Here is a 16,524-nt window from a genome sequence, read left to right as displayed (position 1 = left end):
TTGTTTGCTATTTAAACGATTGCTCGACGACGATACAGAACTACATGGGCATTACACGCCAAGCAGCTCGGTCAATACCGGCATCTTGGCTTCCAGTTCGGATGCAGCAAAAGTCTCGACGATCTGACCGTGCTCCATCACATAAAACCGGTCTGCCAGCGGTGCGGCAAACCGGAAATTCTGTTCCACCATCACAATGGTGTATCCCTTCGCTTTCAGGGTGGTGATCATGCGCGCCAGCCCTTGCACGATGACGGGCGCCAGGCCTTCGGAAATTTCATCGAGCAGCAGCAGGCGCGCGCCCGTGCGCAGGATGCGCGCCACGGCCAGCATCTGCTGTTCCCCGCCCGACAATCGCGTGCCCTGGCTGTGGCGGCGTTCCTGCAAATTCGGGAACATGGCGTAGATTTCCTCGACCGACATGCCCTTTTCGCCGCTGGCCAGGGTCGGCGGCAGCATCAGGTTTTCCTCCGTCGACAGCGAGGAAAAAATGCCGCGCTCTTCAGGACAATAGCCGATGCCCAGGTGGGCGATTTTGTGCGTGGGCAAACCTATCGCTTCGACGCCATTGACTTTGATGGAACCCGTGCGCGCCCCCGTCAGCCCCATGATGGCGCGCAAGGTGGTCGTGCGGCCGGCGCCGTTGCGGCCCAGCAAAGTCACCACTTCGCCCTGCTCCACTTTCAAATTCACGTCATGCAAGATGTGCGATTCGCCATACCAGGTGTGCAGTTGTGCAATTTCCAGCGCGGGTGCCTTGTTGCTAGCGGTCATCAATGTGCCCCTTCCAGTTCGGCGTGGGTGGTGCCCATGTACGCTTCCATCACTTGCGGATTGCGCGACACTTCCGCGTAACTGCCTTCGGCCAGCATGGCGCCGCGCTGCAGGACGGAAATCTTGTCGCAGATGCCAGAGACCACACTCATATTGTGTTCCACCATCAAAATGGTGCGGCCGACCGAGACTTTCTTGATCAGTTCGGTGACGCGGTGCACGTCTTCGTGACCCATGCCCTGGGTCGGCTCGTCGAGCAGCATCATTTCCGGCTCCATCGCCAGGGTGGTGGCAATTTCCAGCGCCCGCTTGCGTCCGTACGGCATGTCAACCGTGATGGTGTCGGCAAACTCCGTCAGGTCGACTTCGGCCAGCAAAGCCATGGCGCGGTCATTGAGCTGGTTCAAGGCACGTTCGCTTTGCCAGAAGTGGAACGAGGTACCCAGTTGGCGCTGCAAGCCGATGCGTACATTTTGCAGCACGGAGAGATGCGGGAAGACGGCGGAAATCTGGAAGGAACGGATCACGCCCATGCGGGCGATCTGCGCCGGTTTGGCTGCCGTAATATCTTTCCCATTGAACAGGATCTGTCCACCGGTGGGGACCAGGAATTTGGTGAGCAAGTTGAAACACGTGGTCTTGCCGGCGCCGTTAGGACCGATCAAGGCGTGGATATGGCCCCGCTCTACCTTCAGGTTCACCTCGCTCACTGCGGTGAAACCCTTGAATTCCTTGGTCAAATTTCTTGTTTCCAAGATTACGTTTGACATCGTGTCTCCTAGTTGTACTTTTTGTACTACTTAGTCATTTTTATAATACACAACTTAAATTTAACGCACAATACAGTATAACTACGGGGATTTTTCACCAGCCCGAATAGCGCAAACCCGCGCTTTGCCGCGGTCATTTCCAGGCCGCATGTATCATTTGCGCCGCTTTTTCCGCAATCATCACGGTGGGCGAGTTCGTGTTACCAGAAGTAATGTACGGCATGATGGAGGCATCGACAACGCGTAAGCCATCCACGCCGAGCACGCGCAGCTGGCTGTCGACCACGCTCGACGCATCGCCTGCCACGCCCATGCGGCAGGTGCCCACCGGGTGAAAGATGGTGGTGCCGATCTGGCTGGCCGCCTGCGCCAGCTCTTCCTGACTCTGAAATTGCACGCCAGGCTTGTATTCCTGCGGCGCAAATTTTTTCAAGGCCGGCGCGGCGGCGATGGCGCGCGTCAGGCGCAAGGCGTCGGCCGCCACGGCGCGGTCTTGCTGGGTACTGAGATAGTTAGGGACGATCTTCGGCGCCGCATAGCTGTCGGCCGACGCGATCTGCACGTGGCCACGCGAGGTGGGGCGCAGATTGCAGACACTGGCCGTAAACGCGGGAAACGCGTGCAGCGGTTCGCCAAATTTGTCCAGGGAGAGCGGCTGCACGTGATATTGCAGATTCGGCGTGGCTTGCTGCGGATCGGACTTGGCGAACGCGCCCAGCTGCGACGGCGCCATCGACATGGGCCCGCTCTGAAATAGCGCATATTGCAAGCCGATCTGCATCTTGCCGACAATATTGCTGGCCATCACGTTCAAAGTCTTGACGCCCTGCACTTTAAAGACCATGCGCAGCTGCAAGTGATCTTGCAAATTGCCGCCCACGCCAGGCGCATCCAGCACGGGCGTAATGCCGTGTTCGTGCAGCAAGGCGGCCGGGCCGATACCGGACAGTTGCAGCAATTGGGGCGATCCGATGGCGCCTGCCGTCAGCAGGGTTTCCCGTTTGGCCGTCGCCTGCCACTGCGTGCCGCCGCCCGTAAACACGATGCCCGTGCAACGGGGCCCCGATTCTGTCGTCTCCAGCAGCAGACGTTCCACGTGGCAACCCGTCATGATGGTCAAATTCGGGCGCCGCGATGCCGGTTTCAAAAACGCTTTGGAGGTATTCCAGCGGATGCCGCGGCGCTGGTTGACGTCGAAATACGCGCTGCCGCTGTTGTCGCCACCGTTGAAATCGCTGGTTTTCGGAATGCCGACCTGCTGCGCCGCGTCGCGGAAAGCATTCAAAATATCCCACGACAGCCGCTGTTTTTCGACGCGCCATTCACCGCCCGCGCCATGGTTTTCCGAGGCGCCGCCGTAGTAATCCTCGCTTTGTTTGAATAGCGGCAAGACTTTGTCCCAGCGCCAGGAGGCGTCGTCCGTCAGGTCCGCCCAGTGATCGTAATCGCCGGCCTGGCCGCGCATGTAGATCATGCCGTTGATGGAGGAGCTGCCCCCGAGCACTTTTCCGCGCGGATACATCAGGCTGCGCCCGCCCAGGCCCGCGTCCGCCTGTGTGGAATACAGCCAGTCCGTGCGGGGATTGCCGATGCAATGCAGATAGCCGACGGGGATGTGTATCCACACGTAATCGTCCTTGCCGCCCGCTTCCACGAGTAAAACGTTGGCATCCTTGTCGCGTGTGAGCCGATTGGCCAGCACGCAACCTGCCGTGCCGCCGCCCACGATGATGTAATCGTATTCGCCTGCTGATTCCAATGAAGCTCCTTTCGGTATGCCATCAAGCTGTCGCGCGGCGTGTCTCCCCGCCGCGTCCCGTTACCAGAGTCTGTCTTTCTTCATGCATGCATGGCTGTTGAGCCACATTGAGATTACCACCAGTGCTGGGCCAGGGCGACATTATTCGTGGCAAGCCTCGCGACAAGCTAAAAACTGGGAAAAACAGGGACTGCAAGCTGTGGATAACCGTATGGATATCCACAGGGACGATATGTGCGTAAACGAAATTTTTTCCGGCGGCGTTTTTTTGTCCAGAAACCGTCCCAGGCAGATACAACGCTTACTCAGCGCTTATCCGCATGCCAAGCGATTGTTTACAAGGATAAATCTGGACTTATCCACAGAAGATGGCGCCGTTAACTACTATTACTATTCTTGTATACGATCTTGTTAAGGTAAACCCGACAACGCGTGCTTTGCCTGTGCTTCGCCTTCCAGAAGGTTCACAAACCTGTCCTCAAAAAAGCCGACGAGCTGCTTTGGCCGACAAAAAAAAATCCAGCCAACAACTGAGCGACGAAAACCGGCACGGCCGGCATCACGCGCACTGCCAAACCGTTTTACAAAATGGGAACGTCAACAGACCTGGTCAGGCACAGGGCCAGCAAGCCATTCGATATCGAAAAGAAGGGGAATTTGAAGCGATTGTGGATAAGTCACTTGATATCCACAGGATGACTTGTGAGTAAACACGAACTTTTGCGCAGACCCGCATTTTATACAAATTTGCTCCTCGCGTGATACAGCGATTATGCACGCTTTATTTTGCGCGTAAACGATTGATCCTGTTGAAAAAAAGTGACTTATCCACAGAAAAAACCGCGTTTACTATTACTACTATTTTTATATATAGATCTATTGTAAACCGACAAAAAAAGCGGAAGTCCGGGGATATTTTCAAAAAGCATGCAAAAAGCATCCCAAAAAAAAAGCCAACGGCGACAGCGCGACCCACTGCCAAACCGCCTTCCAGGAATCACCTGGATGCCAACGTTCGCGAAAGAACAGCGCCCGTGGTCGCTCAAGCTTAATTGCCAAACTTGATTGCCAAACAGGGATCTGAGCGTACGAAGCACGTCAAACATGCCACTACAGCAAGAAAACCCGTGATTTTTGCTTGCTGCTGTGGATAAGTGCCTGCATATCCACAGGATGAGATGTGGGAAAAGTCGATCTTTGTCCACAGCCCGATTTTTATCCCAAACAAGTCCTCCGTAGATACAATGCTTGTGCGCCTACTTTTTTGTGCGCTAAGTCGATGATTTTTCGGCGGTATACCGACTTATCCACAAAAAAATGGCCGTTTACTATCACTACTATTTTTATGTATACATCTTTATTTAAAACACAGAAACAAACGCGAACGGTGGAAAAGTCGCCGAAACGGCTGTTTTCACCCTGTCAACCGTCTGGCAATTCAAAAAACCTGTAAAAACAGCATGAATTCACACAAAAAAATGCGTTTAGGCATCATCAGTGCCTTGCACGAAGAACAGCAAGGGCTGGTAGAAGCCATGCAAGGCCCCCAGAGGCGCTCGCACGGCATGCGCGACTACACCCTGGGGACCCTGTGGAATATCGACGCTGTGTGCGTCCTGTCGCGTCTGGGCAAGGTTGCCGCTGCCATGACGGCTTCTATCCTTGTGGAAAAGTACGGAGTTACCCACATCGTCTTCACCGGCGTGGCCGGCAGTGGGGATAAACACGTGAAAGTCGGCGACATTGTGGTGGCCGAAGCGCTGCTGCAGCACGATATGGACGCCCGACCTTTATTTCCCCGCTTCGAAGTGCCGCTGACGGGACTGCAGCGCTTCGCCACGGACCTGGAACTGAGCACGCAACTGGCAGCTGCCGCGGAAGATTTTCTGCGTGACGATGTTTCCAGCGTGCTCAAGGCGGCCGATATCGCGGCGTTTGGCTTGCAGCACGCGCAAGTCCACCGCGGCCTGATCGCCAGCGGTGACCAGTTCATCAGCAGCGCCGCGCATCTGCACCAGCTCAAAGTGGATATCCCCGACCTGCTGGCCGTCGAGATGGAAGGCGCTGCCGTGGCGCAAGTATGTTTTGAACTGGGCGTGCCATTTACGGTCATGCGCACCATTTCCGACAACGCCAACGAAGAGGCGGCCGTCGACTTCATGCGTTTCGTGCAAACGGTCGCTTCGCCGTATGCGTTCACGGTGATCCAGCAGCTATGCCAGCGCCTGGCTGGCTGATTTTCATTCAAGCGTGCATAAAAAAAGGGCAGAACCACTGGTTCTGCCCTTCCGCGCTAATTGCCTGCTTAAAATTTAGACACTTAACATCATTAAACTGGCGTTACCGCCGGCCGCCGTCGTATTCACGCACAGCGCCCGCTCAGCGACCAGGCGCCACAGGGGGATGATACCCTCCTGCGTGGTGGCGATGGTGCCCACCAGGGCACCTTCCCGGGCCGCCAGCAGCGGTTTGAGCTGGCCATCGAGGCTCGGCTCGATCATGGCGATCTGGAAATCATGCTTGACCGACTCCAGGCTGCTGACGACCTGGATGCGGTCCTTCAGCGCCGCAGGCAAGTCGCCCGGGATCAACTCCGGCGATTGCGCCAGCACCAGGGCCTGGTTTCCGGTGGCCAGGACTGCCGCCAGCTGGTTCATCAAGGTGCCGGAGGTGGCCGCCGCGCACAGAATCGTGCCCCGTGCCGCAAAGCTCAGGGTATTGCGCTCGCCTGTCGGGCCTGGCAAGACGGTGGTGCTGCCCAGCAAGGTCGTGCGTGCGTATTCCTGCGCCAGTTGCTCGACCTTGTCGTGGCCATGCATCTTGGCCCACACGGTCAGCGCATCGAGCGCTGGCGGCGCCTGGCGCTGGTGCTGCGCACCGGCCGGTGCATTGCGCTGCAGGCGTTTCAGGTACAGGGGGCCGCCCGCTTTCGGACCTGTCCCCGATTTGCCTTCGCCGCCGAACGGCTGCACGCCGACGACGGCGCCGACGATGTTGCGGTTCACATAAATATTGCCCACATGCGCGCGTCTGGTAATGAAATCGATGGTTTCATCGATGCGCGTATGGATGCCCAGGGTCAAGCCATAACCGCTGTCGTTGATCGATTGCACCAGTTGCGGCAGTTCGGCCCGCTTGTAGCGGATCACGTGCAGCACGGGGCCGAAGACTTCCTGCGTCAATTGCGCCAGCGACTTGATTTCCAGCACGGTCGGGGCGACGAACGTGCCTTTGACGGTCGGCAAATCGAGCGAATAGTGATCGATGGCCACGGTTTTCATCTTGTTGATGTGCGCCAGCAGATTGCTTTGCGCTTCCGCATCGATGACGGGACCGATATCGGTGGCCAGGCGGTCAGGATTGCCAACGCGCAATTCCTGCATGGCGCCTTTCAGCATGTGGATGGTCTTGTCCGCGATTTCCGCTTGCAGGAACAGCACGCGCAAGGCCGAGCAGCGCTGGCCAGCGCTATCGAAAGCGGACGACATCACGTCTTGCACCACTTGCTCCGGCAAGGCGGACGAATCGACGATCAGGGCATTCTGGCCACCCGTTTCGGCGATCAGGGGAATGTCGATGCCTTCGGCCACGGCCCGCGCTGCCAGGTTGCGGTTGATCAATTGCGCCACTTCCGTCGAGCCCGTGAAAATCACGCCTTTCACGCGCGCGTCATTGCACAGGCCGGCGCCGACGACTTCTCCGCTGCCGGGAAGGAATTGCAGCGCACCGCGCGGCACGCCCGCCGCATGCAGCAGTTGCACGGCGCGGTGGGCGATCAGCGGCGTTTGCTCGGCCGGCTTGGCCAGCACCACGTTGCCTGCCGCCAGGGCGGCGGCCAGTTGGCCTGTAAAAATGGCCAGCGGGAAATTCCACGGGCTGATGCAGGTGACGGGACCGAGCGCCAGGGTCGCCGGCGCGTGTTCCACCTGCGCCGCGTAGTAGCGCAGGAAGTCGACGGCTTCGCGGATTTCCGCGATCGCGTTCGGCAAGGACTTGCCCGCTTCGCGCACGGCCAGGGCCATCAGCTCGATATGGTGTTCTTCGAACAGGTCGGCCGCGCGTTGTAACGCTTGCGCGCGGACCGAAGGCTCGGTGGTTTGCCACTCGATGGCATACGCGCTGGCGCTGGCCAGGGCGGTTTCCACGTCGGCCGGACCTGCTTCCATGACCTTGCCCACGACATCGTCGTGCTGGGCCGGATTGTGCAGCATGTGCGTGGGGCCATTCAGGCTGACGGCGCCATCGATCAGCGGCGCTGCCTGCCATTGTTGCTGCTGTGCCAGACCGGTGGCCAGGGTGCGCAAGGTGTCTTCATTCGACAGGTCCAGGCCGGCCGAATTCTTGCGCTCGCTGCCAAACATGTCCAGCGGCAACGGGATCGACGGGTGCGGCAAGCCGCCCTGCAGGCGCGCCTGTTCCAGCGGATCGCGGATCAGGCTATCGATGGCCACGCTTTCATCGACGATCTGGTTGACGAACGATGAATTGGCGCCGTTTTCCAGCAGGCGGCGCACCAGGTAGGCCAGCAGGGTTTCATGCGAGCCGACGGGTGCGTAGATGCGGCACGGCTTGTCGAGATTGTCGGGGCCGACGACCTGGTCGTACAGGGTCTCGCCCATGCCGTGCAGGCACTGGAATTCGTAGTCGCTAATGCCGTCGCGCTTCGCCCAGGTATAGATGGTCGCCAGGGTTTGCGCGTTGTGCGTGGCAAATTGTGGGTAGATCAGGCTGCTGGCGGCCAGCAGTTTTTGCGCGCACACGAGGTAAGAGACGTCCGTGTAGACCTTGCGCGTGTAGACGGGATAGCCTTCCTGGCCATCGACTTGCGCGCGTTTGACTTCCGCATCCCAATACGCGCCCTTGACCAGGCGCACCATGAACTTGCGGCCGCTGCGGTGCGCCAGGTCGACCAGGAAATCGATGGCGAAGGGGCAGCGTTTTTGATACGCCTGCACCACGTAGCCGATGCCGTCGAAACCGGCCAGGTCCGCATCGAAAGCCAGTGCTTCCATCAGGTCGAGCGACAGTTCCAGACGGTCCGTTTCTTCCGCATCGATGTTGAAGCCGATGTTGTACTGTTTGGCCAGCAACAGCAGCGCTTTGACCTTCGGCAGCAATTCTTCCATGACGCGGGCGCGCTGGGCGCGGCTGTAGCGCGCGTGCAGGGCCGACAGTTTCACGGAAATGCCGGGGCCGTTGCGGATACCGCGCCCGTTCGACGCCTTGCCGATGGCATGGATCGCCGTTTCGTACGAGGCATAGTAGTTGGCCGCGTCGGCTTGCGTCAGGGCCGCCTCGCCCAGCATGTCGTACGAGTAACGGTAGCCGCGCGTTTCATTCTCGCGGCTGTTCTTCAATGCTTCCTCGATGGTTTGCCCTGTCACGAACTGGTTGCCCAGCATGCGCATGGCCAGGTCGACGCCTTTGCGGATCAGCGGTTCGCCGCCTTTGGCGATGAGCTTGGTCATGGCCGAGCCGAGACCCGATTCGCTGCTGGTACTGACCAGTTTGCCCGTAATCAGCAAGCCCCAGGTGGCCGCGTTGACGAACAGCGACGGCGATTCGCCCAGATGCTTCTTCCAGTCGCCCTTGCTGATTTTGTCGGCGATCAGGCGATCAGCCGTTTGACTGTCGGGTATACGCAACAGCGCTTCAGCCAGACACATCAATGCAACACCCTCTTCCGACGATAGCGAGAACTCGTGCATCAGCGCATCGACGCCGGAGGCGCGTGTGCGTTTGTGGCGCACGTTCGAGACGAGGCGGTGTGCCAGCGCTTGTCCCTCGGCCGTCGTTTCGGTACTGCTGGGGCGCACTTGTTGCAACAGCCACTGCACGGCGGAAACCTCATCGCGCCTATAGGCGGTGGTGATGGCGGCGCGTTGGGGTGTCGCTTCGGGCAGGATTTCTGCCTGGAACGCAGCAAAAGGAATCGGGGTAAAAGCCGAGGGGCCTGCAGGGTGCATAAGTGCTCTTTACAAGGAAAAGGGGGACGAAAACTGACGCAATTCTTGCTCTTTTTTGGTGCAAAAAAATACAGAAAGTCGGACGTTAAGATGATTCGATTGTAAAGGGGATTCTTATGGATTAATTCTGGTAATACAGGGGGCTATCAATAGATAGTTTTTGATGCGACAATTTAACCAAATAATATTAATTTGGGGGGTGATAGGAATGCTGGACAAGATCAGTAAGAAAATCTTGATGGAATTGCAGAGCGATGGACGCATCAGCAATGTGGAGCTGGCCGCGCGCGTGAACTTGTCGCCGGCCGCCTGCCTGGAGCGCGTGCGCAAATTGCACGAATCCGGTTACATCATGGGCTATACGGCCCAGTTGAACCCACAGCTGCTCGACGTCTCGCTGCTGGTGTTCATCGAAGTGGTGCTCGATCGCACGACACCGGAAGTGTTCGACGCCTTCAAGCATAGCGTACAAATCATTCCAGAGGTATTGGAATGTCATATGGTCGCTGGCGGTTTCGACTACCTGGTCAAGGCGCGCGTCAAGGACATGGCCGCCTACCGCGAATTCCTGGGCAAGACGCTGTTGCAGAAAGGTGTGCGGGAAACCCACACTTATGCCGTCATGGAAGAGGTCAAAAACACCACCAAATTGCCAATTAAGTGACCTTGGTGTAGCCGCCCCACTTTTCTGATTGAGCTATCGGAACAAATGTTGTAGGGTAGAACTACACACTGCTATCCAGTAGCCGCCTGAAACGCCGCGCAGACGGTCACTTCAGGGTGCAAGGTGGGCAATCGTGCCCACCCGCATACGGCTACAGCACGTCCCTTTCGCGGGACGTGACGGGTTCGCGCAGCGGGGGACAAATGAAGCAGTTGCAGCATCAGCTGGTGCGTTTCTTTGCATTCACGATCCTGGCCATGGCCGTGGCCTGTTGCCTGGCCTATCTGCTGCTGCTGTCGGGCGGCGACCATCCTTATCTGATTGCCTGCGTGGCTGCCGCCATCGGCGCGGCGCTGCTGGCGTTCGCCAGCCGTCCGCGCGGCGAGCCTGGCTTGCACCAGTTCGCCGACACGGTGGGCAATGCCATCGACGCCATCATGATCGGCGCGGCGGAAACCTCGTATTTTGTCGATTCCGTCAAACAGAAGGTGGAACTCGATGTCCGCACGGCCAGCGACATCGCCGACAGTTCCGCACAAAATGCCGTGATGACGGAAAAGATCGCCGCCAATGCGGAACGGGCCGCCAAGGTGGCCGCTGGCGTGCGCGTGGAAAGCGTGGCGGCGCGTGCCGAAGTCGATCAGGGGCTGCGCCGCATCAATAAGGCCCGCGAGGAAGCGCAAGGCGCCTCCAGCACCATGCTGAGCTTGCAGGATAAATCCAAACGCATCACGGGCTTTACGGAAGCCATTTCCGATATTTCCGCGCGCACCAACTTGCTGGCGCTGAACGCCGCCATCGAGGCGGCGCGCGCCGGCGAACATGGGCGTGGTTTTGCCGTGGTGGCCGGTGAAGTGCGGCAATTGGCGCAGCGCACCAAGGAAGCTTCCGATGAAATCAGCGTGATGGTGCGCGAAATCAATGAACAGTCGGAAAAAGCTGCGCGTGGCATGAGTTCGCTGGCGGCGGGCGTGACGGAAGCGGCGCGCAATGTGGAAAGCGTGCATGCCTCGCTCAGCCATATCGAGGAATCGTCGGGCGAGTCCGAGGACGCGATCGGGCAAATCGCCCGCGCCTCGCGCGAACACGTCGAGACGACGCAGCTGATCGCCGACGCCATCGAGCAAATCCGCGACAGCATGCTGTCGACGAATGTCGAATTGCCGCGTGCCACGCAGTCGGCCATGGCCCTGGCAGAGCGGGCCGAGGCGATCGCCGGCGCTTTGGGCGAATCGAGCGTGGCCACGCCGCACGATGAAATCCGCGAGACGGCCCAGCGCGCCGCGCGCGAGGTGGGCAAACTGTTCGAGCAAGCGATCGCGTCGGGGCGCATCACGCGCGAAGCCCTGTTCGATCGCCACTACCGGCCCATCCCGAACACCAATCCGCCCAAGCACAACACGAAATTCGATGCGTTTACGGACAAGGTGTTGCCGGACCTGCAGGAAGGCGTGCTGGCGGCATTACCCCATCTGGCGTATGCGGGCGCCGTCGACAACAATGGATACTTTCCAACGCACAACAAGAAGTTTTCCCAGCCGCTGACGGGCGATTACGCCACCGATATGGTGAATAACCGCACCAAGCGCATCTTCAGCGACCGCACGGGCAAGCGCTGCGGCAGCAATACCAAGGCCTTCCTGTTGCAAACCTATAAACGCGACACGGGCGAAGTCATGCACGATTTATCCGTGCCCATCCACGTCGATGGCAAGCATTGGGGCGGTTTCAGAATCGGTTACCGCTCCAGCAACCATGCATAGCAAAACGCCTGATGAGAGATCATCAGGCGTTTTTTTTAGCAGGCTACGGTTTATTCAATATGCGGCTTGGGCGCCACGCCGCCGCCGGCCGCCGTGGCCGTCCGTAAAGTGGGCGTGTTCATGCTTTCCAGATGATTACGCAGCCATTTGTGGGCGGGGCTGCGGGCATCGCGTTCGTGCCACAGCATGTCCAGGTGGACGGCCGGCAAGGTCAATGGCAAATCCTTGTACAGCAGCGACTCCGTCATGCCCGTCGAGGCGATCAAATGGCGCGGCAAGACCGTGATCAGGTCGGAATTGGCGACGACTCTGCCGGCCGTGAAGAACTGGTTGACCGTCAGCAAGATGCGTCGTTCGCGGTGGATCTGTGACAGCGCTTCGTCGATCAAGCCATGCGCGCGGCCGGAAAAGCTCACCAACAAATGGTTCGCCGCGCAGTAGTTATCCAGAGTCAATTCCTTGTCGGCCAGCGGATGGCCGCGCCGCATCACGCACACATACTTGCCGGAATACAGGCGCTCATGGCGGATGGGCGAACCCGTTTCGCTCGACAATTGTGCCGCCACGCCGGGAAAGAAGCCCACGGCCAGGTCGATATCGCCACGCAGCAGCATCGGGCGCGGCTCGCGCGTGGTCAGCGGCATCATGCGCACGTTGACGCCCGGTGCCTCCCGTTCGATCGAGCGCATCAGCGAGGGCAGCCAGAAGGCGGCCGTTGCATCGGCCATGGCCATGCGGAAAGTGGCGTGGGTCTTCGACACGTCGAAGGTTTCCGGCGTGACAGCCGCTTCCAGGCTGGCCAGGGCTGAGCGTACGGATGGCCACAGCGCTTCGGCGCGGGGCGTGGGTTTCACGCCATATGCCGTGCGGATCAGCAATTCGTCACCAAGGCTCTCGCGCAGGCGTTTGATGGCGTTCGATACCGCCGGCTGCGTCATCGCCAGGTGGCCAGCTGCGCGCGTCAGGTTTTGTTCCGTCATGACGGCGTCGAAAACACGCAGCAAGTTCAGATCCAGCGTCAGAAAACTCATGGAAAGCCCAAGATAAAAGTTGAATTGATTACGTAAGAGTGTAAACCGCGCCGCGCACGAATATTTTCACTCGTCAAAAAATATTACCGTTTTCCATTCACGATTCATATAATTGGTATCAAGAAATGGAATTAGATTTATATGTTGCACTGCACTATAGTACTGGCAAATTCTATAATGCACTGGAACAGTATGTCTACCTTCGCCTCCGCCCTGTACGCAGTATCCGCACCCGTGCTGGAGATTTCCCTGCTGAACGCCCTGCAACTCGTGCTGGTGATCGTCGCCGTGGGCGCGTTCGCCCTGCTGTTCAAGCCTTTGCTGGTGGGCATTGCCCGCGCCATGGTGCTGGTGGTGCGTCCCAAGCTGAGCCGCGAAGAGCGCCTGGCGCGCCAGCAGATGCGCGAAGCGCAAGCCTTGCAGCGCACCTTGGGCAAGATGGATGGCGTGTCGCCCAGCAATGCCGCTGAATTGCGCGCCCTGTCGACGCGCGCCTGAGCGCTAATTTGTTGCAGCATGACCAGCCGGCCTGCGCCGGCTTTTTTTACGCCCGCGTTTTGCTTCAGGCCGCTTTAGGCCATATCGCCCAGCAAATGCGCGCGCAACAAGCTGTCGGCCGGATGGGCGCCGATCCAGATCTTCAGCAGCGCATTGTAAAAGGCCAGGTCCGGCACCATGTCGCCCACCTGCTTGCCGTTCAGCTTGCACAACGTTCCCTCTTCCGGCAGCCAGTCCACGGTCAGGATGTCGCCTTTTTTCAGGCCGGGCACCATGGCGAACATGGCGCCGAACTGCATCGTCTGGCTCAGCAGGCGCGTGCGGTCGGCCTGGTCGGAGCTGCGCTTCAAGCCCTGCATGAAGGCTTGCCCCAGTTCGTCGGAAGTGATGTCGCGCAGCATGACGATTTCCAGACGGCGCGGCCCGGGCAGGGCCAGGATGTCGGCCAGCTGGGTTTTCTTTTCCGGCAGGTACAGCGCAATCGTGTAGACCTTGAAGATGACCTTGTAGCGCACGCCGGCGCCGTTGAGTTTCAGCTCGCGGCTGGCCAGCTGCACGGTCTCGTCCAGTTTGACGCCGCCTACCTCGACGGCCAGCGCTGCTTGAGCCAGGCCGGCGCACAGGCAGGCGCAAGCCAGGGAGCGGCCCAAACGGGATGTGCTTATTTGCATCTTCTACCTCCGTGGAAACCATGTGCTGTGGATAAGTCAGCACACAGTGTAGAACAGTTGGCAGAAGCTGGCGCCACGCAGAAGTGGCGCGGGAGAAAGGCTTAAGGCTTGGCGGGCAGTTCCGCCTGCAGGCGTTCGTACTTGGCCATCAATTGCTCCGGGCTTTCGCGCCAGGCGGGATTGAAGGGGATGCAACTGACGGGGCACACTTGCTGGCATTGCGGCTCGTCAAAGTGACCCACGCATTCGGTGCACTTGTTGGGATCGATCTCGTAGATTTCCGCGCCCATGTAGATCGCGTCATTCGGGCACTCGGGCTCGCAAATGTCGCAATTGATGCATTCGTCGGTGATCAGTAATGCCATGATTTCACTCTTACTTATTGCGATGATGCAGCGTTGGCGGCAATCTTGTTTTGCAGCCAGCGGTTCACCGAGGGGAAGACAAACTTGGAGACGTCGCCGCCCAGCGCCGCGATTTCGCGCACGATGGTGCCCGAAATGAACTGGTACTGGTCGGACGGTGTCAGGAACATGGTTTCGACATCGGGCAGCAGGTAGCGGTTCATGCCCGCCATCTGGAATTCGTATTCGAAGTCGGAGACGGCGCGCAAGCCGCGCACGATGACGCGCGCTTCATGCTTGCGCACGAAATCCTTGAGCAAGCCGGAAAAGCTTTCCACTTGCACATTCGGATAATGACCGAGGACTTCGTTGGCGATTTCCAGGCGTTCGTCGAGCGAGAAAAACGGTTGCTTGTTCTTGCTGTCGGCCACACCGACGATCAGCTTGTCAAACAGGCCCGATGCGCGGCGCACCAAATCTTCATGACCGCGCGTGAGCGGATCGAATGTTCCTGGATAAACGGCTACAACCATTGCGGCTCCCTGATGATGCACCAATATAGACGCGCATTATGCCTGAATTTGGTGCCGCGCCTCGGGCCAGGGAGCCTTTTTGCCTCATTTATAGGCAGATTCAGGCAGTTGCCGGCACTTTGTTGTAAGTTAGCAAATGATAATAAACGGTGCCTGCCTTGTCGGCGCGGATGACTTCCCACGGCGCCATCCACTCGGGTTTGTCCAGTTCGCTGCTCTCGTCGAAGACCAGCGGCAAGCCCGATTCCGCATAGACCATGCCGCCTTCCTTGAGCAGGTTGGCGCACAAGGGCAGCACTTTGGCCAGGAAATCCTGCTGGTAGGGCGGATCGAGGAAGATCAGGTCGAAACGCTGGCCGCGCGATGCCAGGCCTTGCGCCGTCAGCAACGCGTCGCCGCGCAGCAGTTGCACATTCTCGGCGCGCAATTTCGCCTTGTTTTCTTCCAGCTGGCGGATCACGGGCGTGTGTGTGTCGACCATGGTGACGGACGCCGCACCACGGCTGGCCGCCTCGAAGCCCAGTGCGCCGCTGCCGGCGAACAGGTCCAGCACCTGGGCGTTGGCCCAGTCGCCGTCGCGCAAGTGGTTGATCCAGTTGAATACGGTTTCACGTACGCGGTCCGGTGTCGGGCGCAGGCCCAGTGCCTGCAAAACAGGCAGCACGGAACGCTTCCACTGGCCGCCGATGATGCGCACCTGGTTCGGTGGCGGCGCGTGGTGGACGGGGACTTTGGCGGGTTTTTTAATCTTTTTTTGCATGGGGATTTCTTCAATTCGGTGGCGGCCACTATAGCATATGGCCCCACCTCCCCTGCTGGCGCTGCCTGTCTATTTGGGTTGCGCGGCCAGGGAATTGAAATCATCGATCCAGCCCTGCATGCGCTTGACGGCGTGGGCTTTTTGCGCCGGCGTGGCGATCTTGATCACCGTCAAGACCATCTGCGCCGTGCTGCTTTGGTAGGCATCGAAGAAGGCCTTGCGCTCGGAATGTTCCAGGCGCTCGAAACTGTCCTTGATCAACGTCGTGATCAAGGTTGCGGCCGCTTCCTTGCCGAGTTTTTCCTGGTGGACTTTCTTGACCAAGTTCAACACATTCTGCTGGCGCCGCATGCGTTCGTCGAGCCAGATCTCATTGTTCAGCGGCCGCGCGTCGGACGCCTTGCGGATGATCGCTTCCTGCTCGCTGCTGAAGCTGCCGAACCACAGCTCGAATTGCTCCATGGCTTTCTTGTAGCGCAGTTTCTGGCGCTTCTCCTGGTCGCCGCTCAGGTATTTCTTGCGGTAATCGTCATTGTTCGACTTGAACTTCTTTTCCATCTGGGCGATTTGCTCGGGCTTGAGCGAGCGCGCCAGGTCGGCCAGTTCGGGCGCCGCCTTCAGCAGCAGCGCCTGGGTGCGCTGCTTGACCTCGCCGTAGTCGGCCATCAGGTCCGCCTGCGTGATATTGCCTTGCAGCTGCTTCTGGCCCGTGCGCAGGATGTCCACGTAATCCTTCAATTGCGTCTTGCGGTGCCAGTCGAACAGCTTGTCGATGTCGTCGCGCACCCAGCCCTTCTGGTCGCGGTCCAGATCGACATACGCATTCAGCCACCAGTACAGCACGGTATCGCCGTTGTTGTAGGCCAGGCGCAAGCCGCTGCAGCCGGCCATGACGACGAGCATGAGGGCCAGCACGGCATATGTAAAACGCCCAAAGGGCGTGGAAGTGGGGGCCTGCATGTTAAACTTTTTCATATTCTTAACTTATAAA

14 protein-coding genes are annotated in these 16,524 nt (G+C 58.8%); 4 read left to right on the top strand and 10 right to left on the bottom strand.

Annotated features, from left to right (window positions below):
* Positions 1 to 51 precede the first annotated feature (51 nt).
* The 3 genes from O0882_RS18770 to O0882_RS18760 form a co-directional block, all read right to left on the bottom strand.
* The gene (locus tag O0882_RS18770) at positions 52 to 774 is read right to left on the bottom strand and encodes an ABC transporter ATP-binding protein (protein ID WP_219134121.1); all 723 of its coding nucleotides are present in this window, start codon (positions 772 to 774) and stop codon (positions 52 to 54) included.
* Positions 774 to 1,544: an ABC transporter ATP-binding protein gene (locus O0882_RS18765; protein WP_100875064.1), complete on the bottom strand. Its 771-nt coding sequence runs from the start codon at positions 1,542 to 1,544 to the stop codon at positions 774 to 776. The genes O0882_RS18770 and O0882_RS18765 overlap by 1 nt, the downstream gene beginning before the upstream one ends.
* Positions 1,545 to 1,677: 133 nt before the next feature.
* Entirely contained in the window at positions 1,678 to 3,303 is a 1,626-nt protein-coding gene (locus O0882_RS18760) for a GMC family oxidoreductase N-terminal domain-containing protein (RefSeq protein WP_289950408.1), read from the bottom strand.
* 1,460 nt (positions 3,304 to 4,763) lie between these two features.
* Between O0882_RS18760 and O0882_RS18755 the strand changes: the two genes are divergently transcribed.
* A complete protein-coding gene (locus tag O0882_RS18755; RefSeq protein WP_289950406.1) occupies positions 4,764 to 5,540 on the top strand; it encodes a 5'-methylthioadenosine/adenosylhomocysteine nucleosidase in 777 nt (258 codons plus the stop codon).
* 75 nt (positions 5,541 to 5,615) lie between these two features.
* Here the strand turns inward: O0882_RS18755 and putA are convergent, their stop codons facing one another.
* A complete protein-coding gene (putA, locus tag O0882_RS18750) occupies positions 5,616 to 9,269 on the bottom strand; it encodes a trifunctional transcriptional regulator/proline dehydrogenase/L-glutamate gamma-semialdehyde dehydrogenase (RefSeq protein WP_289950403.1) in 3,654 nt (1,217 codons plus the stop codon).
* A gap of 208 nt (positions 9,270 to 9,477) precedes the next feature.
* Here putA and O0882_RS18745 point away from each other — a divergent pair, with 208 nt between their 5' ends.
* Complete coding sequence (locus tag O0882_RS18745) at positions 9,478 to 9,933, top strand: Lrp/AsnC ligand binding domain-containing protein (protein ID WP_010393827.1); 456 nt, start codon at positions 9,478 to 9,480, stop codon at positions 9,931 to 9,933.
* Between the two features lie 203 nt (positions 9,934 to 10,136).
* Positions 10,137 to 11,696, top strand: a complete 1,560-nt coding sequence (locus O0882_RS18740) for a methyl-accepting chemotaxis protein (RefSeq protein WP_289950400.1) — start codon at positions 10,137 to 10,139, stop codon at positions 11,694 to 11,696.
* Positions 11,697 to 11,746: 50 nt separating this feature from the next.
* Here the strand turns inward: O0882_RS18740 and O0882_RS18735 are convergent, their stop codons facing one another.
* A complete protein-coding gene (locus tag O0882_RS18735) occupies positions 11,747 to 12,727 on the bottom strand; it encodes a LysR family transcriptional regulator (RefSeq protein WP_034752642.1) in 981 nt (326 codons plus the stop codon).
* A gap of 192 nt (positions 12,728 to 12,919) precedes the next feature.
* On the opposite strand from O0882_RS18735, the gene O0882_RS18730 reads away from it, so the two are divergent.
* Positions 12,920 to 13,225: a hypothetical protein gene (locus O0882_RS18730; protein ID WP_070218913.1), complete on the top strand. Its 306-nt coding sequence runs from the start codon at positions 12,920 to 12,922 to the stop codon at positions 13,223 to 13,225.
* 74 nt (positions 13,226 to 13,299) lie between these two features.
* Here O0882_RS18730 and O0882_RS18725 read toward each other — a convergent pair whose 3' ends face one another.
* From O0882_RS18725 to O0882_RS18705, 5 genes are all read right to left on the bottom strand, one after another.
* On the bottom strand, positions 13,300 to 13,896 hold the full coding sequence (locus tag O0882_RS18725) for a chalcone isomerase family protein (RefSeq protein WP_289950396.1): 597 nt from the start codon (positions 13,894 to 13,896) through the stop codon (positions 13,300 to 13,302).
* 101 nt (positions 13,897 to 13,997) lie between these two features.
* Positions 13,998 to 14,261: a YfhL family 4Fe-4S dicluster ferredoxin gene (locus O0882_RS18720; RefSeq protein ID WP_070303217.1), complete on the bottom strand. Its 264-nt coding sequence runs from the start codon at positions 14,259 to 14,261 to the stop codon at positions 13,998 to 14,000.
* Between the two features lie 14 nt (positions 14,262 to 14,275).
* The gene (gene coaD, locus O0882_RS18715) at positions 14,276 to 14,773 is read right to left on the bottom strand and encodes a pantetheine-phosphate adenylyltransferase (protein WP_034752633.1); all 498 of its coding nucleotides are present in this window, start codon (positions 14,771 to 14,773) and stop codon (positions 14,276 to 14,278) included.
* 100 nt (positions 14,774 to 14,873) lie between these two features.
* Positions 14,874 to 15,533, bottom strand: a complete 660-nt coding sequence (rsmD, locus tag O0882_RS18710; protein WP_289950393.1) for a 16S rRNA (guanine(966)-N(2))-methyltransferase RsmD — start codon at positions 15,531 to 15,533, stop codon at positions 14,874 to 14,876.
* A gap of 69 nt (positions 15,534 to 15,602) precedes the next feature.
* Positions 15,603 to 16,508 (bottom strand): DUF6279 family lipoprotein, encoded by a 906-nt coding sequence (locus O0882_RS18705; RefSeq protein WP_289950391.1) that lies wholly within the window; start codon positions 16,506 to 16,508, stop codon positions 15,603 to 15,605.
* Between the last annotated feature and the right edge of the window lie 16 nt (positions 16,509 to 16,524).

Origin of the sequence: Janthinobacterium sp. SUN073 (assembly GCF_030397665.1) — a bacterium.
Taxonomy (GTDB): Bacteria; Pseudomonadota; Gammaproteobacteria; order Burkholderiales; family Burkholderiaceae_D; genus Janthinobacterium.
This window is presented reverse-complemented; position numbering and strand designations above follow the sequence as displayed.